19 protein-coding genes and 1 pseudogene are annotated in these 24,615 nt (G+C 72.1%); 3 read left to right on the top strand and 17 right to left on the bottom strand.

The annotated features are described in order from the left end of the window. Nucleotides 1-3: 3 nt before the first annotated feature. From recA to Vqi01_RS10405, 7 genes and pseudogenes are all read right to left on the bottom strand, one after another. Complete coding sequence (recA, locus tag Vqi01_RS31565) at nt 4-2,118, bottom strand: recombinase RecA (protein WP_372444344.1); 2,115 nt, start codon at nt 2,116-2,118, stop codon at nt 4-6. 9 nt (nt 2,119-2,127) lie between these two features. Beyond that, nucleotides 2,128-2,340, bottom strand: a pseudogene (locus Vqi01_RS31560) (recombinase RecA); the annotation flags it as partial. 185 nt (nt 2,341-2,525) lie between these two features. Continuing rightward, on the bottom strand, nt 2,526-2,726 hold the full coding sequence (locus tag Vqi01_RS10425; RefSeq protein ID WP_204034533.1) for a DUF3046 domain-containing protein: 201 nt from the start codon (nt 2,724-2,726) through the stop codon (nt 2,526-2,528). A 4-nt stretch (nt 2,727-2,730) separates the two neighbouring features. Next, nucleotides 2,731-4,104 carry an MFS transporter gene (locus Vqi01_RS10420; RefSeq protein ID WP_372444343.1) on the bottom strand — a complete coding sequence of 458 codons (1,374 nt, stop codon included), beginning with the start codon at nt 4,102-4,104 and terminating at the stop codon, nt 2,731-2,733. 66 nt (nt 4,105-4,170) lie between these two features. Further along, a complete protein-coding gene (locus Vqi01_RS10415; RefSeq protein WP_204034531.1) occupies nt 4,171-5,310 on the bottom strand; it encodes an acyl-CoA dehydrogenase family protein in 1,140 nt (379 codons plus the stop codon). A 145-nt stretch (nt 5,311-5,455) separates the two neighbouring features. Next, on the bottom strand, nt 5,456-6,151 hold the full coding sequence (locus Vqi01_RS10410; RefSeq protein ID WP_204034530.1) for a UdgX family uracil-DNA binding protein: 696 nt from the start codon (nt 6,149-6,151) through the stop codon (nt 5,456-5,458). 132 nt (nt 6,152-6,283) lie between these two features. Further along, nucleotides 6,284-7,624: an aminotransferase class I/II-fold pyridoxal phosphate-dependent enzyme gene (locus Vqi01_RS10405; protein ID WP_204034529.1), complete on the bottom strand. Its 1,341-nt coding sequence runs from the start codon at nt 7,622-7,624 to the stop codon at nt 6,284-6,286. Between the two features lie 34 nt (nt 7,625-7,658). On the opposite strand from Vqi01_RS10405, the gene Vqi01_RS10400 reads away from it, so the two are divergent. Together Vqi01_RS10400 and leuE are read left to right on the top strand one after the other, a co-directional pair. After that, entirely contained in the window at nt 7,659-8,903 is a 1,245-nt protein-coding gene (locus Vqi01_RS10400) for a bifunctional pyridoxamine 5'-phosphate oxidase family protein/GNAT family N-acetyltransferase (RefSeq protein WP_204034528.1), read from the top strand. Continuing rightward, nucleotides 8,900-9,562 (top strand): leucine efflux protein LeuE, encoded by a 663-nt coding sequence (gene leuE / locus Vqi01_RS10395; protein WP_204034527.1) that lies wholly within the window; start codon nt 8,900-8,902, stop codon nt 9,560-9,562. The genes Vqi01_RS10400 and leuE overlap by 4 nt, the downstream gene beginning before the upstream one ends. 14 nt (nt 9,563-9,576) lie before the next feature. Here leuE and Vqi01_RS10390 read toward each other — a convergent pair whose 3' ends face one another. From Vqi01_RS10390 to Vqi01_RS10345, 10 genes are all read right to left on the bottom strand, one after another. Further along, on the bottom strand, nt 9,577-10,494 hold the full coding sequence (locus tag Vqi01_RS10390) for a sporulation protein (protein ID WP_204034526.1): 918 nt from the start codon (nt 10,492-10,494) through the stop codon (nt 9,577-9,579). A 10-nt stretch (nt 10,495-10,504) separates the two neighbouring features. Continuing rightward, the gene (locus tag Vqi01_RS10385) at nt 10,505-11,572 is read right to left on the bottom strand and encodes a hemolysin family protein (protein ID WP_204034525.1); all 1,068 of its coding nucleotides are present in this window, start codon (nt 11,570-11,572) and stop codon (nt 10,505-10,507) included. Then, on the bottom strand, nt 11,569-12,921 hold the full coding sequence (locus Vqi01_RS10380) for a hemolysin family protein (RefSeq protein WP_204034524.1): 1,353 nt from the start codon (nt 12,919-12,921) through the stop codon (nt 11,569-11,571). The genes Vqi01_RS10385 and Vqi01_RS10380 overlap by 4 nt, the downstream gene beginning before the upstream one ends. 171 nt (nt 12,922-13,092) lie before the next feature. Further along, nucleotides 13,093-13,491, bottom strand: coding sequence for a monovalent cation/H(+) antiporter subunit G (gene mnhG, locus Vqi01_RS10375; RefSeq protein WP_275408764.1), 399 nt, complete (start codon nt 13,489-13,491; stop codon nt 13,093-13,095). After that, nucleotides 13,488-13,754 carry an MrpF/PhaF family protein gene (locus tag Vqi01_RS10370; protein WP_372444342.1) on the bottom strand — a complete coding sequence of 89 codons (267 nt, stop codon included), beginning with the start codon at nt 13,752-13,754 and terminating at the stop codon, nt 13,488-13,490. Before Vqi01_RS10370 ends, mnhG begins: the two co-directional genes overlap by 4 nt. Continuing rightward, on the bottom strand, nt 13,751-14,329 hold the full coding sequence (locus tag Vqi01_RS10365) for a Na+/H+ antiporter subunit E (protein WP_204034523.1): 579 nt from the start codon (nt 14,327-14,329) through the stop codon (nt 13,751-13,753). Before Vqi01_RS10365 ends, Vqi01_RS10370 begins: the two co-directional genes overlap by 4 nt. Beyond that, complete coding sequence (locus tag Vqi01_RS10360) at nt 14,326-15,828, bottom strand: Na+/H+ antiporter subunit D (RefSeq protein ID WP_204034522.1); 1,503 nt, start codon at nt 15,826-15,828, stop codon at nt 14,326-14,328. Before Vqi01_RS10360 ends, Vqi01_RS10365 begins: the two co-directional genes overlap by 4 nt. Continuing rightward, nucleotides 15,825-16,298: a Na(+)/H(+) antiporter subunit C gene (locus Vqi01_RS10355; RefSeq protein ID WP_204034521.1), complete on the bottom strand. Its 474-nt coding sequence runs from the start codon at nt 16,296-16,298 to the stop codon at nt 15,825-15,827. Before Vqi01_RS10355 ends, Vqi01_RS10360 begins: the two co-directional genes overlap by 4 nt. Then, nucleotides 16,295-19,132: a Na+/H+ antiporter subunit A gene (locus Vqi01_RS10350; RefSeq protein WP_204034520.1), complete on the bottom strand. Its 2,838-nt coding sequence runs from the start codon at nt 19,130-19,132 to the stop codon at nt 16,295-16,297. Before Vqi01_RS10350 ends, Vqi01_RS10355 begins: the two co-directional genes overlap by 4 nt. 148 nt (nt 19,133-19,280) lie before the next feature. Further along, nucleotides 19,281-19,634 carry a hypothetical protein gene (locus Vqi01_RS10345; RefSeq protein ID WP_204034519.1) on the bottom strand — a complete coding sequence of 118 codons (354 nt, stop codon included), beginning with the start codon at nt 19,632-19,634 and terminating at the stop codon, nt 19,281-19,283. 177 nt (nt 19,635-19,811) lie between these two features. On the opposite strand from Vqi01_RS10345, the gene Vqi01_RS10340 reads away from it, so the two are divergent. Beyond that, nucleotides 19,812-24,383, top strand: coding sequence for an ATP-dependent helicase (locus Vqi01_RS10340; RefSeq protein ID WP_239098304.1), 4,572 nt, complete (start codon nt 19,812-19,814; stop codon nt 24,381-24,383). The last annotated feature ends 232 nt before the right edge of the window (nt 24,384-24,615 follow it).

Genomic DNA, 24,615 nt, shown 5'->3' with positions numbered 1-24,615 from the left:
AGATCAGAAGTCGACCGGCGGCAACTCGGGCCCACCGGCGGCGTCGCCCGCGCCGACCCCGACGCCGAGCTTCTCCAGGATCTTCTTCTCGATCTCGGCGGCCACGTCCGGGTTCTCCCGGAGGAACTCGCGGGCCTTCTCCTTGCCCTGGCCGAGCTGGTCACCCTCGTAGGTGTACCAGGCACCGGACTTGCGGATGATCGACTGCTCGACGCCGACGTCGATCAGCGAACCCTCGCGGGAAATTCCCTTTCCATACATAATGTCGAATTCGGCTTGTTTGAATGGAGAAGCTACCTTGTTCTTCACGACCTTGACCCGAGTGCGGTTACCGACCACATCGGTGCCGTCCTTCAAGCTTTCGATGCGCCGCACATCGAGCCGGACCGAGGCGTAGAACTTCAACGCCCGCCCACCCGTCGTCGTCTCGGGACTTCCAAACATGACTCCGATTTTTTCTCGCAATTGGTTGATGAAGATCGCGGTGGTGCCGGTGTTGTTGAGCACACCGGTGATCTTCCGCAGCGCCTGGCTCATCAGTCGGGCCTGAAGACCCACGTGGCTGTCGCCCATCTCACCCTCGATCTCGGCGCGCGGCACCAGGGCGGCGACCGAGTCGATCACGATGATGTCCAGCGCGCCGGAGCGGACCAGCATGTCCGCGATCTCCAGCGCCTGCTCGCCGGTGTCGGGCTGGGAGACCAGCAGGGCGTCGGTATCGACGCCGAGAGCCCGGGCGTACTCGGGGTCGAGCGCGTGCTCGGCGTCGATGAAGGCGGCGATGCCACCGTTGCGCTGGGCGTTGGCCACCGCGTGCAGGGCGACCGTGGTGTTGTGGGAGAGCACCCCGTTCGCGATGAAGCTGTGCGTTCCCGGGAGCATGACGTCGAAGGTTGGCTGAGCACCCGCGTCGACAACCTCGACGACTTCCTCATAGGTGTAGGAGGAGGTAGCCAGGTGCTTAAGGTGCGTGACAATTGCCTGGCCCGAAATCGAGAGGCGTTCCCAGCGCCGTTCGCCCCACTCCACGATCTTTGCCAAACGACTGCGAGAGCAGGCCAACTTGAAATCCGCGCGGAAAAGGTCTCCGGCGGCCCGGTCGAATGCCCGGTCACCACCACAGTCGTCGCGAAGGTCTCGGATGAGGCCCTCGAGATGAGGGACGTTCTCGAACTGAGCGTCCCGCTTACTGAGGCGGAAACAGCGCTCGACCTGCATTCGACGCCGAGCCGAACGGAACCCGACCTCGCGGACGAACCGGTGTGTCACCGAGGGATTGACAGTCACCGTCCAGTAGTCGCGCTGGTACTCCTCATTCCACTTCGAGGAGACGGTGTTCGGGATGTTGAGCCCGTAGAGCAGCAACTGAACCTCACGGGCCAGTTGCTCGGATGCAGTGCCGAGCCCGATCGTGGAGCTTTCGTCGATCCATCCGTCGCCCTCGAACAACGCCGACAAGAAGGCACGTTGCATCTTGTGACCGGCGGTACGCACTCGGTAGGGGACGCTCTTGCCGTGTGCGGTGACATAGTCGAGGCCGTACTCCTCGGCGAGGCGCTTGCGGAAAGCACCACCCGATACGACGAACTCCTTGTTGTTGTAGTCGCGGACCTCGACACCGAACACCTGCTCCATGAGGCGGCGGTACTCGCCGCTCACCTCGGGATCCCAGTTGGTGAACCGGACGCTGTGCTGGTAACTCAGTGAGCCCTCGGCGACGAGGTAGCCCAGGAGCACGGCCTCGTCCTCGGAAAGCCCGTCGCCGTACGCAGCCTCCGCTGCACCAAAGGCGGCTGACACCAGGAAATCGCCGGATCGGATGTTTCCGACCGTCCGCCAGGCAATGAACCCACGCTCGGTGATCACCCGCAGCGGATGATTTTTCGTCGCGGTCACGGTGCGACCGGAGCGCAGCTTGAGCTTGATCACCGGCTTGCGGTTGTTGTGGGTCAACGCCGCGACCGACTCAAGCTCACCCCGCTCGTTGACCATCCGCACGCCGAGATCGCGGATGTCGGTAACCCGGCTGGTGCAACTTGCGGGTTGACCACAGCGTGCGAACAATTCCTCGACGGTCTCAAGGCCCCGGTCCGTCCAGAGATGCGTGTCGGCGGTCAGGCATTTACCGCTGCTCTCCGGGCCATAGATCTCGATGACCCGGCCGCGGGGCAGGCCGCCCACGCCGAGCGCGACGTCGAGCGCGATGGAGCCGGTGGGGATCACCGCGGTCTGCACGACCGGCCGCTCCCCCAGGCGCATCACCGAGCCCTTGCCGAATTGTTTGTCGATCTGAGCGAGAGCAAGGTCGAGCGCCTTCTCCCGGTCAGGTCCTGCCGCCATCGTTGCCACCCCTGCCTTCGCCGGCGTCTTTCCTGAGCTTCGCGTCACGCGAGACACGCTAGGCGCTGGGTCCGACAGAAAACCAGCCGACCGGCCGTGGCCTGTGGACGAGCACCCCGCTGTGGACAATAGCCGAACAGGTGTACGAGTCGGCAAGGGACACGCGGAAGTAGCGAATCGGCTGCTCAGCGTAGCCGGGCGGGGACCCGGTCGGGGTAGGCGGAGACCACCGCCCGCCACACCACGTGCGTCTCCTCACCGGCCGCGAGGGCCTGCTCGATGGTCCGCCCGCCGAGCTGCGACAGCACTTGGTCGCTGGCGATGCTGGCCGCGTACGCCGGCCCGAACGCCTCCTCCAGTCGCGTCCAGAATTCGGTCAGCCGCACGTGATCAGTCCTCCTCGCCCGCCGCGCTCACCGGCCGCAACGCTAGCGCCAGCAGGGGCGTCACCGCGATCGCGGCGAGCAGGGTCAGCACCGGATAGCCGGACAGCTGCACGACAAACCCGCTGACCGCGCCGGCCAGCGCCCCGGCGCACCCCATGACCAGGTCGGAGAGGCCCTGTGCGCTGGGGCGCACCGCGTCGGGTACCGACTCTGACAGCAGGGTGGAGCCGGCCACCATGGTGGCCGACCAGCCGAGCCCGAGCAGCACCAGCCCGACGGTGAGGCGGGGGGTGTGGTGCCCGGCGGTGCCGGCGACCGCGCAGGCGGCGAGCAGGGTGCCGACGCCGCCGAGGATGACCGGGCGGCGGCCGAGTCGGTCGGTGAGCCAGCCGATCACGGGCGCCAGCGCGTACATGCCGGCGATGTGCAGGCTCAGCACCAGCCCGACGACCGGCAGCACTTCCTCGACGGGGTGGAACTCCCGCAGGTGCACGGGGGTCATCGCCATCACCGCCACCATCACCAGGTGTCCCACTGCCACTGTGGCGATGCCGAGCCGGGCGGCCGGTAGGGCGCGTACCACCGACCAGGCGGCGCGCATGCCCGCGCCGCGCCGGGCGGGCGGTGCCGGCACCGCGACCGGCTCGGCCGCCACCGGACTGCCGTCGGAGGCCACCACCTGGCCGGCACGGGCCGCCGTACCCCCCTCGGGCGCTTCGGTGGCGCGGGCCGGCGCGAGGAGGCGCGCGGTGAGCAGCGGGTCGGGCCGCAGGAACAGTTGGAGTACGCCGGCGGCGAGCACGAAGGCGACGGCGCTGAACGCGAACGGGCCGGAGAGTGCCGGCAGTCCCCAACCGTGGGTGGTGCGGTCGGCGAGCGCGGCGAAGTTCGGGGCGGCCACCGCGCCGACTGTGGTGGCCCAGACGATCAGGGACAGCTGTCGGGCCCGGCGCTCCGGTTCGGCGAGGTCGACCGCCGCGTAGCGGGCCTGGAGGTTGGCGGTGGACCCCCCGCCGAAGAGCAGCATGCCGGTGAAGAGCAGCGGAACCGATCGGGCCACCGCGGCCAGCACGATCAGCACGGCGCCCAGCGCGCCGATGCCGTACGCGAAGGTCAGGCCGGGTCGGCGGCCGTGGCCGGTGATGATCCGGGTGACCGGCACGGCGAGCAGCGCGCCGCCGACCACGGCGGCGCTCTGTGCCAGGCCGGCCACTGCGGTGCCGGCGATCTCGGCGGCGAGCAGCGCTCCGACGGAGATGCCGATGGTGACCCCGATGCCGCCGACGATCTGGGTGGTGAAGAGCAGGCGCAGGGTGCGCCGTTGGATCGGTGCGGCGTCGGGGTGCGCCGGTGTGGGGGTCGTCAGGTCGGTCGCCAACAGCATGCTCCTTGGTGCGGGGGATCATCCTCTCGCTTCCGGCCGGTGGGGGCGGCCGGTTTTTCGTCACAGCCCGAGGCCGCGCCCGATGATCTCCTTCATGATCTCGGTGGTGCCGCCGTAGATGGTCTGTACCCGGCTGTCGAGCCAGGCTTTGGCCACCGGCTGTTCCAGCATGAAGCCGTAGCCGCCGTGCAGTTGCACGCAGCGGTCGGCGACCCGGTTCTGCAGTTCGGTGGTCCACCACTTGACCTTGGCGGCGTCGGTCACGGACAACCGGCCGGCGTTGAATTCGGTGATGCAGTGGTTGAGGAAGGTCCGTGCGATGGTGACCTCGGTGTCCAGTTCGGCCAGGAGGAACCGGTTGTGCTGGAACTTGCCGATCGGCTGGCCGAAGGCCTCCCGGGTGCGGGCGTGTTCGAGGGTGAGCGTGAGCAGTTTCTCGGCGGCGGCGACCGCGCCGACGGCGATGCTCAGCCGTTCCCGGGGCAGGTTGGCCATCAGGTGGTAGAAGCCGTGGTTCTCGGTGCCGATGAGGTTCTTGGCCGGTACCCGGCAGTCGTCGAAGAAGAGTTCGGCGGTGTCGTTGGCTTTCAGTCCGACCTTGGCCAGCCGTTGGCCTCGGGTGAAGCCGGGGGTGCCGGTTTCCACCGCGATCAGGCTGACCCCGTGCGCGCCCCGGTCGGCGGTGCGGGCGACCACGATGACCAGGTCGGCGAGTTCGCCGTTGGTGATGAAGGTTTTCTGCCCGTTGAGCAGGTAGCTGTCACCGTCGCGGACGGCGTTGGTGCGGATGCCGGCCAGGTCGGAGCCGGCGTCCGGCTCGCTCATCGCGATCGCGGTGACCAGGTCGCCGGAGCAGAATCCGGGCAGCCAGCGTGTGCGTTGCTCGTCGGTGGTCAGTTCGGTGAGGTACGGCGCGACCACGTCGTTGTGCAGGCCGAAGCCGAGCCCGGAGCAGCCGGCGGTGACGATCTCCTCGACCAGGACGGCGTTGTACCGGAAGTCCTGTTGCCCGCCTCCGCCGTACGTCTCGTCGACGTCGAGGCCGAGCAGCCCGGCGGCGCCGGCGGCACGCCACACGTCGCGGTCGACGATGCCGTCGGTCTCCCAGCGGTCGTGGTGTGGCACGGCCTCGCGGGCGAGGAACCGGCGGCACAGGTCGCGGAACGCGTCGTGGTCGGGTTCGTACAGGTGCTGCTGCATGGCGGCAAGTGTGGCATCGGGTGTCCGGGCCGGCCCAGCGGCGTCCGTCCGTCGCCGCTGGGCCGGGTGGCCCGTTGCGGGCCCTGCCCGGTCAACTCCTGGTGGCCGCTGCGCCGGGCGACGGCCTCGGCTGTCCGGGAGGCTGTCAGCGGGCGAGGGCGCGGGCGACGACGGTGAGGTCGGCGACCAGGCCGTCGTACGCGATGTCCTGGTTGTCGGCGCGGAGCACGGCGGACGGGTGGATGGTGGCCAGCAGTTGGGCCGGCGGTGCGTCGGCGGTGCGTCCGGCGCTGTCCACCGGCACCTGCTGGAAGTCCTCGGGGTGTTGGGCGGCGGCCGGCCAGGGCAGCAGCTCCCCGCGCTGGCGGGTGACGCGGAACGCCGGGCCGAGCAGTGCTTTCGCGGCGGTTGCCCCGAGCACCACGACGACTTCCGGGTTCAGTTGGGCGAATTCGGCGACCAGCCAGGGTCGGCAGGCGGTGATGTGCACCCGGTCCGGCGTCTGGTGGATGCGCCGCTTGCCGCGTAGTTGGAAGCGGAAGTGCTTCACGGCGTTGGTGAGGTAGATGTGTCCCGGGTCCAGTCCGGCGTCGTCGACCGCCTTGCGCAGCAGCCGGCCGGCGGGTCCGACGAAGGGCAGCCCTTTCTGGTCCTCCATGTCGCCGGGCTGTTCGCCGACGAAGACCACCCGGGCGGTGGCGTCGCCTCGGCCGAAGACGGTTTGCGAGGCGTCCTGGTACAGCTCGCAGCCCTGGCATCCGCTGGCGGCGGCGCGCAGGTCGTCGAGGGTGTCGGCCTGCGGAGGGATGAATCGCTGGGCGCCGGGTGGGGTGTCGGTCATGCCACTGTTCTACCCGTCCCGCCCCTGCCCTCGCCCCGAGCCTCGCCGATCATGCACTTGTGGTCGCCGATATGCGATGTGTGCCCCGTTTCATCCCGACCAAAGGTGCAAGATCGCGAGGGGGGTAACGGGTCAGGCGGTGAAGGTGGGGTGGGGACGGGGGTGGGCGGCGCGGGCGAGGGCGTCGGCCAGGGCGGGCAGGTCCGGCTCGTCCAGTGAGCTGACGGTGATCCGGAGGCCGGGGGCGCCGGCGATGCGGTACAGCGCTCCGGGGGCGACCAGCCAGCCGGCGTCGCGTAGCACGGTTGCGGCGAAGGTCTCGTCGGTGACCGGCACCCAGACGTTGATCCCGCTGCGACCGTGTGCCGCCAGGCCACGCTCGGCCAGGGCGTCGATCAGGGCGCTGCGCCGCTGTTCGTAGCGGTCCGCCGCCCGGTCGATCAGGGCGGTCACCGCCGGGTCGCGCCAGAGGGAGAGCACCAGTCGTTGCAGCACGGTGGAGACCCAGCCGGCGCCGACCCGGGACCGGCCGGCCACGCGGGCCACCGTGGTCTCGTCGCCGGCCAGCACGGCCAGGCGCAGGTCGGGCCCGTAGGGCTTGCTGACCGAGCGGAGCAGGGCCCAGTGGGTGGTCGCGCCGGCGAGCGGGTGCAGCGGTACGCGGGCCAGTTCGGCGGCGTGGTCGTCCTCGATGAGCAGCAGGTCGGCGTAGCCGGCGAGCAGGGTACGTAGCGCGGCGGCCCGGTCGGCGGAGAGCGCGGCGCCGGTGGGGTTCTGGGCGCGGCTGGTCACGATCAGCGCTCGGGCCCCGGCGGCGAGCGCGGCGGCCACGCCCGCGGCCAGTGGGCCGTCGTCGTCGACCGGTACGCCGATCGGTCGCAGCCCGAGCGCGGCGATGAGGTCGAGTTGGTTGGCCCAGCCCGGGTCCTCGACCGCGACTGCGTCCCCGGGGCGCAGGTGGGCGCCGAGCAGCCGCTCGATGCCGTCCAGCGCGCCGCCGGTGAGGGCCAGTTCGGCGGCGGGCACGCCGTCGGCGATGAGTCGGTCGCGGGCCGCCTCGGCGAATTCGGGCAGCGTTCCGGCGTCGGAGTAGCTGATTGCCGGGCCGACGGTGTCGGCGAGCGTGGCCAGGTGCGGGCCGAGTGGTGGCAGCAGGCGCGCGTCGGGTTCGCCCTGGGACAGGTCGCGCAGCCCGGCGGCGGGTGGTGGGAGCAGGGCAGCGCGGCTGGCGGCGACCGGTGGCCGGGGCCGGACCCGGGTGCCGTGCCGGCCGGCGGTGACGATGAGTCCGCGTCGACGCAGTTCGGCGTAGGCGCTCCAGACGGTGGCCGGGCTGACGGCCAGTTCCGCGGCGAGCGTCCGCACCGGCGGCAGCGGATCGCCGGGGGTGAGGGTGGCATGGCGGATGCCGGATTCGATGCTGGCCGAAATCTCTGCGGCTGTCGTACCGGTGACCTGATAGCGTGCTGACACAAACAGGAGATTGTACTAGAACAGAGGTGGGAGCATGTACGCGCAGACCGCCCGCACCACCGCCAGCCGCAGCCGGGACCGGATGAGCTACGACCGGGCGGCCGCCCACGCCGTGCTCGACGAGGCGTACCACTGCGTGCTCGGGTTCACCGTGGACGGCGAACCACGCCTGCTGCCCACCCTGCACGTACGCGTCGGCGACACGCTCTACCTGCACGGCTCCACCGGTAGCCGGCCACTGCTGGCCGCCCGGGGCGACGGGCTGCCGATCTGTGTGGCGGTCACCCTGCTCGACGGGCTGGTGTACGCCCGCTCGCACTTCCACCACAGCGCCAACTACCGGTCGGTGGTCGCGCACGGCACCGCCCACCTGGTCACCGATCCGGGTGAACGGGCCGAGGTTTTCACCGCCCTGGTGGAGAAAGTCGGCGCCGGCCGCGCGGCGGAGAGCCGCCCACCGAGCCGGCGGGAACTGGCCGAGACCGCCCTGCTGGCACTCCCGCTGCACGAGGTGTCGGTCCGCGCCCGCACCGGCGGCGTCCGCGACGAACCCGCCGATTTGGCGCTGCCGTACTGGGCCGGAGTGGTCCCGCTGCGGCTGACCGCCGGGCCGCCGGAGCCCGACGCGGGGGTCGCCGCGCCGGTGCCGGCGTACCTGCGGCCGGCCCGGACACCGTGGCACGAGCCGGTGGTGCTGCGCGGCGAGCACGTCCGGTTGGAACCGCTGGACCTGGCGCACGCCGACGAGCTCTACGCGGCCACCACCGACCCGGAGGTCTGGCGGTATCTGTCGGCGCCCCCGCCGGCCGACGCCATGGCGATGCGGGGCATCCTCGCCGCGGCGCTCGCCGCGCAGCACCGGGGCGAACGGGTCGCCTGGGCACAACGTTGCGCGGTCACCGGCGCGGTGGTCGGCAGCACCTCCTACTACGAGATCGATCCCGAGCGGCGGTCGGTGGCGATCGGGCACACCTTCCTCGGCCGGCCATGGTGGCGTACCGGCATCAACACCGAGGCGAAGCTGCTGCTGCTCGACCGCGCCTTCGACGAGCTGGACGCCGTCCGGGTGGTCTGGCACACCGACATCCGCAACGAGCGCTCGCAGCGGGCCGTCGAGCGGCTCGGCGCGACCCGGGAGGGGGTGCTGCGGATGCACCGGCTGCGCCCCGACGGCTCGTGGCGGGACACCGTGCAGTATTCGATGACCGTCGACGAGTGGCGCAAGGCACAGGTCGCGCTCCGGGAAAGGCTTCGCGCGCAGGCCCTGGCGGCCCGATGATGTCGGGCGTGCTGGGGATCACCGACATCTGGACGTACGTGCTGGGTACCGTCGCCATCGTGCTGCTGCCCGGGCCCAACTCTCTCTTCGTGCTCTCCACCGCCGCCCGCCGGGGCGTGCGCACCGGTTACCGGGCCGCAGGTGGGGTGTTCGTCGGCGACGGGTTGCTCATGTTCCTCTCCGCCGCCGGGGTGGCGTCGCTGCTGCGGGCGTACCCTCCGATCTTCCTCGTGATCAAGTACGCGGGTGCGGCGTACCTGGGCTATGTGGGGTTGACCATGCTGCGCGGGGCCTGGCGGCGCTGGCGCGACCGCAACGACCCGGCCGCGCCGCGGTTGATCGACGCCGCGGAGCCGGCGGCGATGCGCAGCCCGTTCCGCAAGGCCCTCATGATCAGCCTGTTGAATCCGAAGGCGATCCTCTTCTTCATCTCGTTCTTCATCCAGTTCGTCGACCCGACCTACCCGTGGCCGGCGCTGTCCTTCCTGCTGCTCGGCCTGATCGCCCAGGTGGCCAGCGCGCTCTACCTGACCGCGCTGATCTTCGCGGGCACGTTCCTGGCCGCCCAGTTCAGCCGGCGGCGCCGGCTCGCCGCCGGCGCCACCTCCGCCGTCGGCGCGCTGTTCATCGGCTTCGGTCTCAAGCTCGCCCAGGGGTGAGGAGGGCACCTTGGTCAGGTGCCGTCGCCGCCACCGCCGCCACCGCCGCCCGCCGCGCCGCCTGCGCCGAAGCCCGGCTGGAGCGGCTCGTCGGGTGGGCGGCTGACGTGGGCCGACTCGGTGATGGTGGCCGACCAGTCGGCGTGGGCCGCCGCAGCGGCGTGCCGGTTGATCGTCTCGCGCAGCCAGCCGTCCACGGTCGCCACCCAGTCCCGCTGGTCGGCACCGGTGTGCCAGACCCGGAACCGGCTGATGCTGGTGTGGGTGATTCCGGCCAGCGCCAGTCGGCGGTCGCACCAGAGGATCACCTCGAGACCCGCGGAGTTGGCCACGAAGATCACCTCCAGTTCGGTGATCGGCCCGGCGTAGAGCGGCCCGACCCAGAATCCCCAGCGTTGGTGCAGCGGCAGGGCCTGCTCGACCCCGGGCAGCCGGCCGTCGACCAGCCCGGCCTGGCGCACGCGGAAGCCGAGGGTGTCCAGGGCGGCCAGCACGTGCTGCTGGGTCGGCAACGGATACACGAAGATCGGCACCATGGCGCCCTGGTCCAGCCCCGGTTCGATGGCCACCTCCGTGCGCAGCCCCATGCGCAGGCTGAGCAGCGGTACGCCGCCGAACATGGTCAGCGGCGTCTCCCAGGGCAGCGGGAAGTAGAACGGGATCGAGCGGGCCCGCCCGGCCCGCAGCACCAGGGCATCGGCCACCTGCGCCTGGTGGAACTGCACCAGCCGGCGGGGGGCTTCCGGATCGTCCGGCTCGACCTGGCTGACCAGGCCCAGCCGGACGTGGTAGACCGGCACGTCGACGGAACCGGCGACGAGGGTCACCCGCCCCGGAAGCCGCAGACCGGGACGGGTGCTGGGGTTGGTCACGGCGGTCTGCACCGTCAGGCCGGTACCGCCCGACTCCGGTGACACCCCCGTCAACCGCACCGCGTCCCTCCTACCTGAGGCGGCGCACCGCGCGCGGGATCGAGTCGGTCTCGTCGTCGAACTCCCCGATGACCTCCTCCAACAGGTCCTCCAACGCGACGAAACCGACCGGACGGGCCGGGCCGCCGCCGTTGCGCACCAGCGCGAGCTGAGACTGGCGGGCGCGCATCACGGCCACCGCCTCGGTCACCGTTGCCGTGCCGGGCAGCGTGATCGCCTCGTTCATCAGGTCCACCGCCCGGGCGTCGGGACGGGTGGCGGTGGCCCGCACCGCCTCGCGTACGTGCACCAGGCCGCAGACGTCGCCGGCAGCGTCCAGCACCGCCAGCCGCGAGCGGCCACTGTCCCGGCTGATCTGCTCGATCCGGTCGGCCGGTTCGTTCCGCCGGACCGTCACCATCCGGTCGAACGGCTCCATCACCTGGGCGACCGTGGTCTGCTGCAACTCCAACATGCTGGTCAGCATCTCGTGTTGGGCGGCGCCGAGCAGCCCGTGCTCGCGGGACTGCTCCAGCAGCATCCGCAGCTCGTCCGGCCCGTGCACCTGGGCGAGCTGGTCCTGCGGCTTGACCTTGGCCAGTCGCAGCAGCGCGTTGGCCACCGCGTTGAGGACCGACAGCACCGGCCGGGACACCCGGGCGAAGGCCCGGAAGGGCAGGGCCAGCAGCAACGCGGAGCGCTCCGGGTGGGTGATCGCCCAGGACTTCGGCGCCATCTCGCCGACCACCAGGTGCAGGAAGGTGACCAGGCTCAACGCGAAGATCAGCGCGATCACGTGGCTGGCGCCGTACGGCAGGCCGACCGCGTGCAGCACCGGGCTGAGCAGGCGCTCGATCGCCGGCTCGGCCAGGGCACCGAGGCCGAGCGTGCACAGCGTGATGCCGAGTTGCGCGCCGGCGAGCATCAGCGACAGCTCGCGTGAGCCGTCCAGCGCGGCACGGGCCGCCCGCCCGCCGCCGGCCGCCGCCTGCTCCAGGCGGTATCGCTTGCTCGCCACCAGGGCGAACTCGGCGGCGACGAAGAACCCGTTGAGCGCCAGCAGGACCACCGAGGTGATCAGCGCGAGTCCGGTGCTCATGCGGCCACCTCCTCCCGCCCGCCGGTCACCTCGAGGCGCACCGAGTCGGCCACGTGCCGGTCGACCGCGAGCACCTCGACGAGCGCGCGCGGCGGGACATCGCCGTTGTCACCGTCGGCCGGCAGGTTGATCTCCAGCCGGTCGCCGACCTCAGGCACCCGGCCCAGCTCCCGCATGACCAGCCCGGAGAGAGTGTCGTACTCGGGGTGTTCGGGCAGGGCGATGCCGGTGCTGTCGGCGACCTCGTCGATCCGCCACCGGGCCGGCACCACCCAGGAGCCGTCCTCCTGTCGCGCCGGGGCCCGCTCCGGCGGGTCGTCCTCGTCGCGGATCGGGCCGACCAGTTCCTCGGCGATGTCCTCCAGCGTGATGACGCCGGCGAAACCGCCGTACTCGTCGACCACGCAGGCGAGCTGACGGTGCCCGGCTCGGAGCCGGTCCAGCACCGTCGGCAGCGGCAGCGTCTCGGGCACCAGCAGCGGCGGTACGGCCACCGCGCTGACCGGCGTGGTGGCGCGCTCGGTCGGGGGCACCCCGAGCACGTCGGCGATGCCGATCACGCCGACCAGGTCGTCGACGCCCTCGGCACCCCGTACCGGGAAGCGGGAGCGGCCGGTGTCGAGCATTTCGACCACCCGGCTGACCGGCTCGTCCGCTCGTACGATGTGCACGTCGACGCGCGGCACCATGGCCTCGCCGGCGGTCAGCTGGCGGAAGTCCAGCCCTCGGTCCAACAGCTCTGACATCTCGGCGTCGAGGTGCCCCTCCAGCCGGGACTCGGCGATGATCTGCTCCAGATCCTCCGGGGTGGCGCCGCTGGGCAGTTCCTCGATCGGCTCGATGCCGACGCGCCGCAGCAGCCGCACCGCCGCCCGGTCGAACAGCTTGATCACCGGGCCGGCGATCGCCAGGTAGATCATGGTGGATCGGGCCAGCGCCCGGGCGACCGTCTCGGCGCGGGCGATGGCCAGGTTCTTCGGGGCCAGCTCGCCCACCACCATCTGCACGACGGTGGCGATGACCAGGGCCAGCACGACCGACAGCGGCAGGCTGACGGCGGCGGAGACGCCGGCGACGCCGAGCAGCTCGGCCAGGCCGGCACCGAGGTAGGGCTCAGCGACGTAACCGACCAGCAGGGCGGTGACGGTGATGCCGAGCTGCGCGCCGGAGAGCATGAACGACAGCCGTCCGGTCACCTCCAGCGCGCGGGCGGAGGCCTGGTCGCCCTCGGCGGCGAGCTGCTTCAGTTTGCCCCGGTCCACGGCGACGTAGCCGAACTCCTGCGCGACGAAGTACCCCGTCGCGACGGTCAAAACGAAGATCAGAAGAAGACCGACGAGGATCAACACGGGAGTTTCAGGGCTCCCGGGGTCGTCGGGCCGAACGGATGCCGGGGCTTACCCGGCTGGCTACTGCTGCCCTCCTGGGCAGAGGAGTCGATCATCCCGTCATTCTACCGGCGGGCCAGCTGGAAGGGGCTTGGTGTGCGGCGAGGGCCCCTTTCATTCATCAGGGGCGGATCAGTGCTCGGCCAACTCGTCGACGTCGAGCAGTCGCCGCTCCACTCGCCCGCTGCGGTACGCGGCCCGGCCGACCATCTGGGCGGCAACCGGGGCGGTGGCCAGCTGAAAGATCCCGGCCAGGGCGACCATGCCGAGGTCGGCGAGGGTACGCAGCCGCAGGGACACCCCCAGCAGCACGAGCAGTACGCCCAGCACCTGCGGCTTGGTGGCCGCGTGCATCCGGCTCAGCGTGTCCGGGAAGCGCAGTACCCCGATCGCGGCTGCCAGGCTCAGCAGCGCGCCGGCCACCAGGCTGGCGGCGCCCAGCCAGTCGGCGACGGCGATCGGCGACAGCGCCCAGTCGGCGGCGGCCGATTGTCCGGGAACCAGCGGCCCGGTGCCGCCCGGCGGCGTCACTGCTTCTTCTCCGGGGCGGCGAAGCGGACCAGCGCCACCGCCCCGATGAAGCCGAGCAGGGCGAGCACCACCAGCACCGGCAGCGTGGTGGCGTGTCGGTTGATCGCCGCCTCGGCGCCGACCGCGGCGACGATGGTGGCCAGCAGCATGTCCGCAGCGACCACCCGGTCCATCAGCGACGGGCCCCGGTAGAGCCGGACGAGGGCGAGCAGGGCGGTCATCGACAGCAGCCCGGCGATGACCACGGTGAGCAGATGGTTCACGGCAACTCCCTGTCGACGGGTACGGAGCGCACCTGGCGCAGCTCGGCCGCCGAACCGACCGCGGCGACGATCCGCCGCTCCAGCAGACGGATCTCCTTCCGAGCGTTGGCGATGTCGGCCGGGGCATGCACGTCGAGCACGTGCACGTAGAGCACTCCGCCGTTTCGGTCCACATCCACGATCAACGTGCCGGGCACCAGCGACACCGCTTCGGCGGTGAGGGTCAGGTTGAGGTCGGTGGGCACCACCAGCCGCACCGCGATGATGGCCGAGCGTGGCGTGTAGCCGGGTTGCACCCCGATCCGGGCCACGTGCAGACTCGCCCAGACCAGTTCGACGACGAACCGTCCGGCGAACGCCAGCAGGCCGCGCAGTCGCAGCCGACCGCCGAGTCTCACCGTGGGAAGCGGAAAGAACACCAGCACCGCTGCGGCCGCCAGCAGTCCGCCCAGCAGATTTCCCCAGCTGATGTCGCCCCACAGCAGGACCCAGATCAGCACCAGCCCGGCGACCGCGCTCGACTGCTCGCGCCACCGGCGTACCCAGGCGCGCGGGCCCTGCCCCAGGCCGGTCACGGCCGCCCGCCCGGCAGCACGGCGTGGATGTAGGGGGTGCGCTCGTGCAGGTCGACCGCCGCGCCGGTGGTCACCTCGAACAGTGGACCCGCCACGACGGTCAGGGCCACCCCGAGCGCGACCAGCGCCACGGTGGCGCCGACCATCAACGTGGGCAGCGGGGCGGTCGACGCGAGGGCCTCACCGGGTGCCCGCCAGAAGGCGATGCTCCACACCCGGCTGGCCACGTAGAGGGTGAGCAGGCTGGTCGACGTGCCGAGGGCGACCAGGATCCAGGGCAGTGGACCGCCGGCCGCCACACCGGCCTGGAGCAGTCCGAGCTTGCCGAGGAAACCGGAGAACGGCGGGATGCCGGCGAGATTCATCGCCGAGACGAAGAAGAGCACCCCGAGCAGCGGCGTGATCCGGGCGAGGCCGCCCAGCCGGCGCAGGTCGGTGCTGCCGGTCTTCTCCTCGACCAGGCCGGTGACCAGGAAAAGGGCGGTCTGGATGGTGATGTGGTGGACCACGTAGAAGATGGCTCCGACCAGCCCGGCGACCGTGCTGAGTCCGATCCCGAAGATCATGTAACCGATGTGGCTGACCAGGGTGAACGAGAGCAGTCGCTTCAGGTCCGACTGGGCCACCGCGCCGAGGATGCCGACCAGCATGGTCAGCCCGGCCACCACCAGCAGCAGCGCGGCGGCGCGGGGTCCGGGGAAGAGCAGGGTCTGGGTACGGATGATCGCGTACACCCCGACTTTGGTGAGCAGGCCGGCGAAGACGGCGGTCACCGGGGCGGGCGCGGTCGGGTAGCTGTCGGGCAGCCAGGCCGACAGCGGGAAGACCGCCGCCTTGATGCCGAAGGCCAACAGCAGCATCAGTTGCAGACTCAGCCGTAACGTGTCGGGCAGCGCGTCCAGCCGGTGGGCGAGGTGGGCGAGGTTGAGTGTGCCGGTGGCCGCGTAGACCAGGCCCACCGAGATCAGGAAGATCATCGAGGCCAGGATGTTGACCACCACGTACGTCGAGCCGGTGCGGATACGCAGCGGGGTGCCGTTCAGGGTGATCAGGACGAAGCTCGCGCCGAGCAGCATCTCGAACGCGACGAAGAGGTTGAACAGGTCGCCGGCGAGGAACGCGTTGGTCACGCCGGCGGTCAGCACCAGGTAGGTCGGGTGGAAGATGGCCACCGGGGCGCTCTCGCTGGCCTCCGACTGCCCCTGGCCGATCGAGTACAGCAGCACGCAGAGGGTCACCGCCGAGGAGACCACCAGCATCAGCGCCGCCAGTTGGTCGGCGACCAGGACGATGCCGACCGGCGCGGGCCAGCCGCCGATCTCGACCACCAACGGCCCGTTTCGGTACGTCCGCACCAGCAGTACCGCCGCCACCGCCAGGGTGGCGGCCAGGCAGGCCACGCTGACCACCCGTTGGGGCCGGTCCCGCGTGGCCAGCAGCAGGGTCAGCGCCGCGCCCAGCAGCGGCAGCAGCACCGGCAGGGCCGCGAGTGCCCTCATTCCGGCCCCTCCTGACGAGGGGGCCGGCGGGGTGCCGGGGCGTCGACCTGTTCCGGGTCGGACTCGGCGCGGTCGTCGCTGAGGTCGGCGGTGGAGACCTCCTTGTGTGCGGCGCGGCGCACGATCTGCCGGTCCTCCAGGTCGTCGGGCACGTCGTCGCTGCCGGTCAGATACCAGCTGCGGTAGCTGATCGCCAGCAGGAAGGCGGTGAACCCGAAGGTGATCACGATGGCGGTGAGCACCATGGCCTGCGGCAGGGCGTCACTCATCGCTCCCGTCTCGGAGACCCCGACCACCGGCGCGCGACCGGACCGACCACCAAAGATGATCAGTAGGTTGACCCCGTTGCCGGCCATGACGATGCCGAGCAGCACGCGGATCAGGCTGCGCTCCAGCAGCAGGGTCACCCCGCAGCCGACGAGCACGCCGATCGCGACGAAGGACACCAGATTCGCGCCGGAGGCTCTCACCGGGCCTCCCCGCGCGGGTCGACGGCGGGTCCGCCCCCGGCCCGTCCGCCCGCCTCGATCTGCCGGTCCACCTCGGCGCCGAGGCTGCGCAGCACGTCCAGCGTCAGCCCGATCACCACCAGGTACACGCCGATGTCGAAGAAGAGCGAGGTGACCAGATAGAAGTTCCCGATCAGCGGCAGCCAGAGGTCGATCTTCGCGCTGGCCAGCACGGCCCCGCCGACCAGCAGGGAGATCACCCCGCTGCCGGCCGCGAACGCCAGCCCGAGGCCGAGCACGGTGCCGGCGCCGATCGGCGCGGACTCGGCCAGTTCCTGACGACCACCGGCGAGGTAACGCATGGCCAGCGCCAGGCTGGCCACCAGGCCGCCGGCGAAGCCGCCGCCGGGCGCATTGTGCCCGGAGAAGAGCAGGTAGAGGGAGAAGATCACGGCGATGTGGAAGATCAGCCGGGTGACCACCTCCAGCACGAGCGAGCGCTGCCGCTCGCTCAGGGTGGCGCCGCCGCGTAGCCAGACCGGTCGGCCGGCGAAGGCATCCTGCCGGCCCGTGGCCAGCCGACGAGGGCGGGGCCCGACCCGGGAGCCCAGGAAGATCAGGCTGGCCACTCCGGTGGCGGCCGCCACCAGCACCGTCAACTCCCCCAACGTGTCCCAGGCCCGGATGTCGACCAGGGTCACGTTGACCACGTTGCGGCCGTGCCCCCGCTCGACGGCCAGTTGAGGAAACTGCTCGGAGATGGAGGGCTCGCGCCGACTGGTGGTGGCGGCCACCGCGAGGCCGGCGACGGTCGCACCCACCGCCACGCCGATCGCCCGCCGCGCCCAACGGGCGCGACGCAGCGGTCGCACCGAGAACCGCTCCGGCAGGCGGCGCAGCACCAGCACGAAGATCGCGATGGTCATGGTCTCCACCAGGAACTGGGTCAGCGCCAGGTCGGGGGCGCCATAGAGCACGAAGAGCATCGCGGTGCCGTAGCCGGTCACGCCGACCAGCAGCATCGCGGTCAGCCGGCGGGCGGCGCCCACGGCGAGCAGGGCGGCGACGCTGATCACCAGCAGCACCACCGGCTGCGCCGGGTTGGCCCACAGCGCGAGTGGCTGCTCCCAGGGCCGCAGCAGCAGCAACGTGCCGCCCGGGACGGCGACCAGCACGATCAGGATGAGGCCGAGGTACTGCGGCAGTGCGCCTCGCTGGGTGACGCTGGTGACGTCCACCGCGGCTCGGTCGAAACCGTGGGTGATCCGCTCGTAGCCCTGCAGGCCGGTGACCGGCGAGCGCAGCCGGGACAGCGCCGGTGCCAGCGGATCACGCAACGCGAACAGCACCACGCCGCCCGCCACGGCCAACGCGGACAGGCCCAGCACCAGGTTGAGGCCGGGCCACAGCGCCAGGTGTCCGTGGGCCGGGCCGAGGAGTTCGGCGTACGGGCGCAGCAGCCGCTCCAGCCCGCCCGCCGCCGGGCCCGCGACCAGCCCGGCCACGGCCAGCAGCGCCGGCGGCACGAACATCGGCGCGGCGACCCGTCCCAGCTCGGTGGGGGCCACCGCGCGGCGGGTGGCGAACGCGCCCCAGCAGAACCGGATGCTGTACGCGACGGTGAGCGCGGTGCCGGCGACCAGCACCGTCAGGGTCAGCGGCTGGCCGGCGAAGGCGGCGAAGATGGCCTCCTTGGCGACAAAGCCGACCAGCGGTGGCAGGCCCGCCATCGACGCGGCGGCGAGCAGCGCCACCCCGGCCAGGACCGGAGCGGTGCGCCACAGCCCGGACAACTCGCGCAGGTCCCGGGTGCCGGCGCCGTGGTCGATCACGCCGACGACCAGGAACAGCGCTGCCTTGAACAGGGCGTGGGCGAGCAGCATCGCGACACCGGCCAGGGCCGCGTCCGCGGTGCCCGTCCCCACCACCGCCGCCAACAGGCCCAGCTGACTGAGCGTGCCGTACGCCAGCAGCAGCTTCAGGTCGGTCTGCCGCAGCGCGGCCCAGCCGCCCACCATCATGGTGGCCAGCCCGGCGACCAGGACGATCGGCCGCCACGGGCCGGCCAGGGCGAGCACCGGGGCGAGCAGGCCGAGCAGATAGATGCCGGCCTTCACCATCGCCGCCGCGTGCAGGTACGCGCTCACCGGCGTCGGTGCCGCCATCGCCACCGGCAACCACGAGCTGAACGGCAGCACCGCCGACTTGGACAGCGCCCCGAGCAGGATCAGCAGCACGGCGATGACCAGGTACGCCCCACCCGGCAGCGGGCGCCCGACCAGCTCCGACAAGCGGTAGGTGCCGGCGTGGTGACCGAGCATGATGAACCCGACCAGCATGGCCAGGCCGCCGAACGTGGTCACGATCAGCGCCTGGGCGGCCGCCAGGCGGCTGGACCGCCGCTCGGTGCTGTGCCCGATCAGCAGGTACGAGAAGACCGTGGTGAGTTCCCAGCAGACGTAGAGCAGCAGCAGGTCGTCGGCGAAGACGAGCCCGAGCATGGCACCGGCGAAGGCCACCATCACCCCGGCGTACCGGGCGGTGCCGACCGCCTCGGGTGGGAAGTACCGCCCGCTGTAGAGCAGCACCAACGCGCCGACTCCGCCGATCAGCAGCGTCATCAGCCAGGACAGCGTGGTCATCCGCAGGTCCACGTTCAGGCCCAGCCGGGGGATCCACCGGTACGCCTCGACCACCGCGCCGCCGTCGACCACGGCGGGTGTGCGTACCAGCGCCCAGCCGAACGCCGTGGCCGGCACCAGCGCCAGCGGAAAACAGGCGCGCGGTCCCCACCGACGCACCAGCAGCGGCGCCACGAGGGCCGCCACGAGGTGCAGGATCAGCAGTACGAGCACACGCCGCTCCCGGTCGAGGTGGGCAGGGGCGCCCCTCGGCGGGTGCACGGCGCCTAGAAGCGATCAGACGCTAGTTTGCGTGCACTATGGGCTGTTTTCCCGAAAATGCCCCGCTTTTGCGATGGTCGGGCGGGACCGCCCTGCGACGTCAGAACCAGGCGGTGTGGTCGCCTCGGCCCTCGACCGTGAGGTCGGGCCGGCCGAGCCGGAGCGCGGCCCGATCGACCAGCCGCTGGGCGGCGGTCAGCGAGCGCACCGACAGCAGTCGGCCCCGGCTCTCCCGACGCAGCACGAAGTAGTGCACGGCGACGCGCACCTGCGCGCGGTCGGCCGCGCTGGCGTGGGCCGTGGAACGGACCAGCTCACGCAGGCAGCCGGCGAGCCGTTCGGCCAGCTCGAGGTCGGGGCCGTGCAGCCCGACGCGGAGGGCGACGAGCCGGCTGTCGACCTTGCGGATGAGGACGTCACTGCCGGGCTCAGAGCTGCGCTCCTCGACGACCATCCGACCTCCTCCACCGCTCACCGCATCGCGAGCGAAGTTACTTTATGTTGCGGCTTGCTAGCAAGCAGTTAAGTAAGACTTAACGGGATCAACGGTCAACTCAGCTGCAATGCCTTGACCGGGGCATCCCGCCAGGGGTGGCGTGGCGATGTCGGTGGACGGGGGCAGGATGGGGAGGTGGCGGATTCCCTCGAAGCGTCGCCGGGTGAGGAGGTGCTCTCCCGGTTCGGCCCGGCGACCCGGGAGTGGTTCCGCGCCGCCTTCGCCGCGCCGACGGCGGCACAGGCCGGCGCCTGGGCGGCGGTCGCCGCCGGTCACCACGCCCTCGTCGTGGCGCCGACCGGCTCCGGCAAGACCCTCGCCGCCTTCCTCTGGTCACTCGACCGGCTGGCTCGCGAGCCCGCCCCGACCGATCCCCGGCACCGCTGCCGGGTGCTCTACGTCAGTCCACTCAAGGCGCTAGCGGTCGACGTCGAGCGGAACCTGCGCGCCCCGCTCGCCGGCATCCGGCAGGCCGCCACCCGACTCGCGCTCACCCCACCGGGCATCACCGTCGGCATGCGCACCGGCGACACCCCCGCCGACGAGCGGCGGGCCTTCGCCCGCACCCCGCCGGACATCCTCATCACCACCCCGGAGTCGCTGTTCCTGCTGCTCACCTCGGCCGCACGGGATTCGCTACGCGGCGTCGAAACGGTGATTCTCGACGAGGTGCACGCGGTGGCCGGCACCAAACGCGGCGCCCACCTCGCGCTCTCCCTGGAACGTCTGGACGAGTTGCTGCCCGCCCCGGCCCAGCGGATCGGGCTCTCCGCGACGGTCCGGCCGATCGACGAGTGCGCCCGGTTCCTCGCCGGCGCCCGCCCGGTCGACGTGGTCGCGCCGGTGAGCGCCAAGACGATCGAGGTCAGCGTCCAGGTGCCGGTGGAGGACATGACCCGCCTCGACGAGCAGGAAGCACCCGAGGACGACCTGGCCGGTCCACGCACCGCGTCGATCTGGCCCGCAGTGGAGGAACGTGTCCACTCCCTGATCCGGGCACACCGCTCCACCATCGTCTTCACCAACTCCCGGCGCAGCGCCGAGCGGCTCTGCGCCCGCCTGAACGAGCTGGCCGCCGAGGAGATAGCCGGTGCGCCGGCCGCGGCCGATCGCGCCGTTCGCACCCCGGCAGAGATGATGGCCCAGGCGGGAGCGGTGGCCGGCGCCCCACCGGTGCTCGCCCGGGCGCATCACGGCAGCGTCTCCCGAGAGGAGCGGCGGCACATCGAGGAGTCGCTCAAGGCGGGGCAACTGCCCGCCGTGGTCGCCACCTCCAGCCTCGAGCTCGGCATCGACATGGGCGCGGTCGACCTGGTGGTGCAGATCGAGGCGCCGCCGAGCGTGGCCGCCGGCCTGCAACGCGTGGGCCGCGCCGGGCACCAGGTCGGCGCGGTCTCCCGTGGGGTGGTGTTGCCGAAGCATCGCGGTGACCTGCTCTCCTGCGCGGTGGTCGCCGAGCGGATGAGCGACGCCGCGATCGAGGAACTGCACCATCCCCGCAACCCGCTGGACGTGCTCGCCCAGCAGATCGTCGCGATGGTCGCCCTGGACCAGTGGCGCGTCGGCGACCTGGCCACGGTGGTCCGCCGCGCGGCGCCCTTCGCCGAGCTGCCCGACTCGGCCCTGCATGCCGTGCTGGACATGCTCTCCGGGCGTTACCCGTCGACCGCCTTCGCCGAACTGCGCCCACGGCTGGTCTGGGACCGCGCCACCGACGTGCTGACCGGCCGTCCAGGAGCGCAGCGGCTCGCGGTCACCAGCGGCGGCACCATCCCGGACCGGGGCCTGTTCGGCGTCTTCCTGGCCGGCGCGGAACGCGCCGCCCGAGTCGGCGAACTGGACGAGGAGATGGTCTACGAGTCCCGGGTCGGCGACGTGTTCCTCCTCGGCTCCTCGTCCTGGCGGATCGAGGAGATCACCCCGGACCGGGTGCTGGTCTCCCCCGCCCCCGGTCAGGCGGCCAAGATGCCGTTCTGGAAAGGCGACCAGCCCGGTCGGCCGGTGGAGCTGGGCCGGGCGATCGGAGCCCGAATCCGTGGCCTGCTGCGGCAGGGTGACGACGAGGCGCTGGCCGGGTTGCGTACCGCCGGGTTGGACGACTGGGCCGCCGGCAACCTGATGGCGTACCTGCGCGAGCAGCAGGCCGCCACCCGCGCGTTGCCGGACGACCGGACGGTGGTGGTCGAGCGGTTCCGCGACGAGTTGGGCGACTGGCGGCTGGCCGTGCACAGCATCCTCGGCGCCCGGGTGAACGCGCCCTGGGCACTGGCGATCGGTCGCCGGCTCGCCGAACGCTACGGCGTGGACGCCCAGGTGATGCCCGCCGACGACGGCATCGTCGTACGCCTGCCGGACACCGCCGACAACCCACCCGGCGCCGACGTGGTGGCCTTCGACCCCGAGGAAATCGCCCAGCTGGTCGAGGAGTCGGTCGGCACCTCGGCGCTGTTCGCCGCCCGGTTCCGAGAGTGCGCCGCGCGGTCGCTGCTGCTGCCCCGCCGCGACCCGCGCCGCCGTCAACCGCTGTGGCAGCAGCGGCAACGCGCCGCCCAACTGCTCGACGTCGCCCGCGAGTACGCCGACTTCCCGGTCACCCTGGAGGCGGCCCGGGAGTGCCTCCAGGACGTCTTCGACCTGCCCGCCCTGACCCAGGTGATGCGCGACCTGGCGGGCCGGCGGGTGCGGCTGGTCGAGGTGGAGACGTCCCGGCCGTCGCCGTTCGCCCGGTCCCTGCTCTTCGGTTACGTCGGCGCCTTCCTCTACGAGGGCGACGCCCCGCTCGCCGAGCGCCGCGCCGCGGCACTGACGCTGGATTCGGCCCTGCTCGGTGAGCTGCTCGGCCGGGTCGACCTGCGCGAGTTGCTCGACCCGGCGGTGCTCGCCGAGACCGAGCGGCAACTGCGCTGGCTGACCCCGCAGCGCCGGCCCCGGGACGCGGAGGACGTGGTCGAGCTGCTGCGCCAGCTCGGCGATCTGAGCACTGATGAGCTGGCCGAGCGGGAGGTGCCGGTCGACTGGCTGACTGACCTGGCCGCCGCTCGGCGGGTGCTGCGGGTCCGCATCGCCGGGCAGGAGCGCTGGGTCGTCGTGGAGGACGCCGGCCGGCTGCGGGACGCCCTCGGCGTGGCCCTGCCGGTGGGAATCGCCGAGGCGTACCTGGAACCGGTCGCCGACCCGCTCGGTGATCTCGTCGCCCGGTACGCCCGCACCCACGCCCCGTTCACCACGGCCGGCTGCGCGGCACGGTTCGGGTTGGGCGTCTTCGTCGTGGAGCAGGCGCTGCGCCGGCTGGCCGCCACCGGGCGGGTGGTCTCCGGCGAGTTCACTCCGGACACGGTCGGCGTCCAGTGGTGTGACGCGGAGGTGCTGCGACTGCTGCGCCGCCGGTCCCTCGCGGCGTTGCGCCGGGAGATCGAGCCGGTGCCGCCCCGGGCGTTGGCCACCTTCCTGCCCCGATGGCAGCAGGTCGGCTCCTCGGCCCGTGGCGTGGAGGCGGTGGCCGCAACGGTGGAGCAGCTGCAGGGTGCGTTGGTGCCGGCGTCGGCACTGGAGCGGCTGGTGCTGCCGGCCCGGGTCGCCGACTACTCCCCCGCCCTGCTGGACGAGCTGTGCGCCAGCGGCGAGGTGCTGTGGGCCGGGGCCGGCGCGATCTCCGGCGGGGACGGCTGGGTCAGCCTGGCGTACGCCGACACGGCACCGCTGCTGCTACCGCCGCCGGACGAGGCGCTCACCCGTACGCCGCTGCACGACGCGGTGCTCGACGCCCTCGACGACGGGCAGGCGTTGTTCTTCCGGCCGCTGGCCGACCGGGTCGGCGCCACCGACGACGCCGCACTGGCCACCGTCGTCTGGGACCTCGTCTGGGCCGGGTATCTCACCAACGACACCCTGGCGCCGCTGCGGGCGGTGCTCGGCGGCGGTGGGGCGCACCGGTCCCGGCCGATCGCCGCGCGCAGCCGCTACCGGCGCCCCGGCCGGGTGGCCCTGCCCGGCCGGGGTGGTCCGCCGAGCGCGGCGGGCCGCTGGTCCCGGCTGCCGGAGCGGGATTTCGACCCGACCCGGCGCGCCGCGGCCCTGGCCGACGTGCTGTTGGAGCGACACGGGGTGCTCACCCGGGGCGCGGTCATGGCCGAGCAGGTGTCCGGCGGTTTCGCCGCGGTCTATCCCGTGCTGTCCGCGTTGGAGGAGCGCGGCGCCGCCCGGCGGGGATACTTCGTCGACGGGCTGGGCGCGGCGCAGTTCGCGGCGCCCGGTGCGGTGGACCGGATCAGGGCGCTGGCCGAGCCGCTGGACGGCGGGCGGGTTCGCGGCGGTCCGGCGGTGGTGCTCGCGGCCACCGACCCGGCCAACCCGTACGGCGCGGCGCTGCCCTGGCCGGAACGGGTGGTCGACTCCGGCGACGCGGCAACACCGCCCGGCACCGGCCACCGGGCCGGCCGCAAGGCCGGTGCACTGGTCGTGCTGGTCGCCGGCGATCTGGTGCTCTACGTCGAACGCGGCGGGCGGACGATCCTCTCCTTCACCGCTGACGTCGACGCCCTGACCGCGGCCGGGAAGGCCCTGGCCGACACCGTCCACACCGGAGCACTGGGCCCGATCTCCGTCGAACGCGCCGACGGCGAACCCGTCCGCTCCACCCCTCTGCACGACGCCCTCACCGCCGCCGGCTTCCGCCCCACGCCCCGCGGCCTCCGCCTCCGCACCTGAGACCTTCCGGGTTGACCATCGCCGATCGCCGTTTCGCCGTAGTAGCGGTGTCCCGGCCGATTGGACACCGCCGTACCGACGAAACGGAGTCGATCAACCGGCGGCGGAGGCCAGCGGCAACTGCACCGGGGGCCGGTCGGGCCGGGCACCGGGGCCGGGCACCGGGGCCGGGCACCGGGGCCGGGCACCGGGGCCGGGCACCGGGGCCGGGCACCGGGGCCGGGCACCGGGG

This window comes from Micromonospora qiuiae (genome assembly GCF_016863555.1).
Taxonomy (GTDB): Bacteria; Actinomycetota; Actinomycetes; order Mycobacteriales; family Micromonosporaceae; genus Micromonospora; species Micromonospora qiuiae.
Note: the sequence above shows the minus strand (reverse complement) of the source record. Positions and strands in the feature narration are given on the sequence as shown.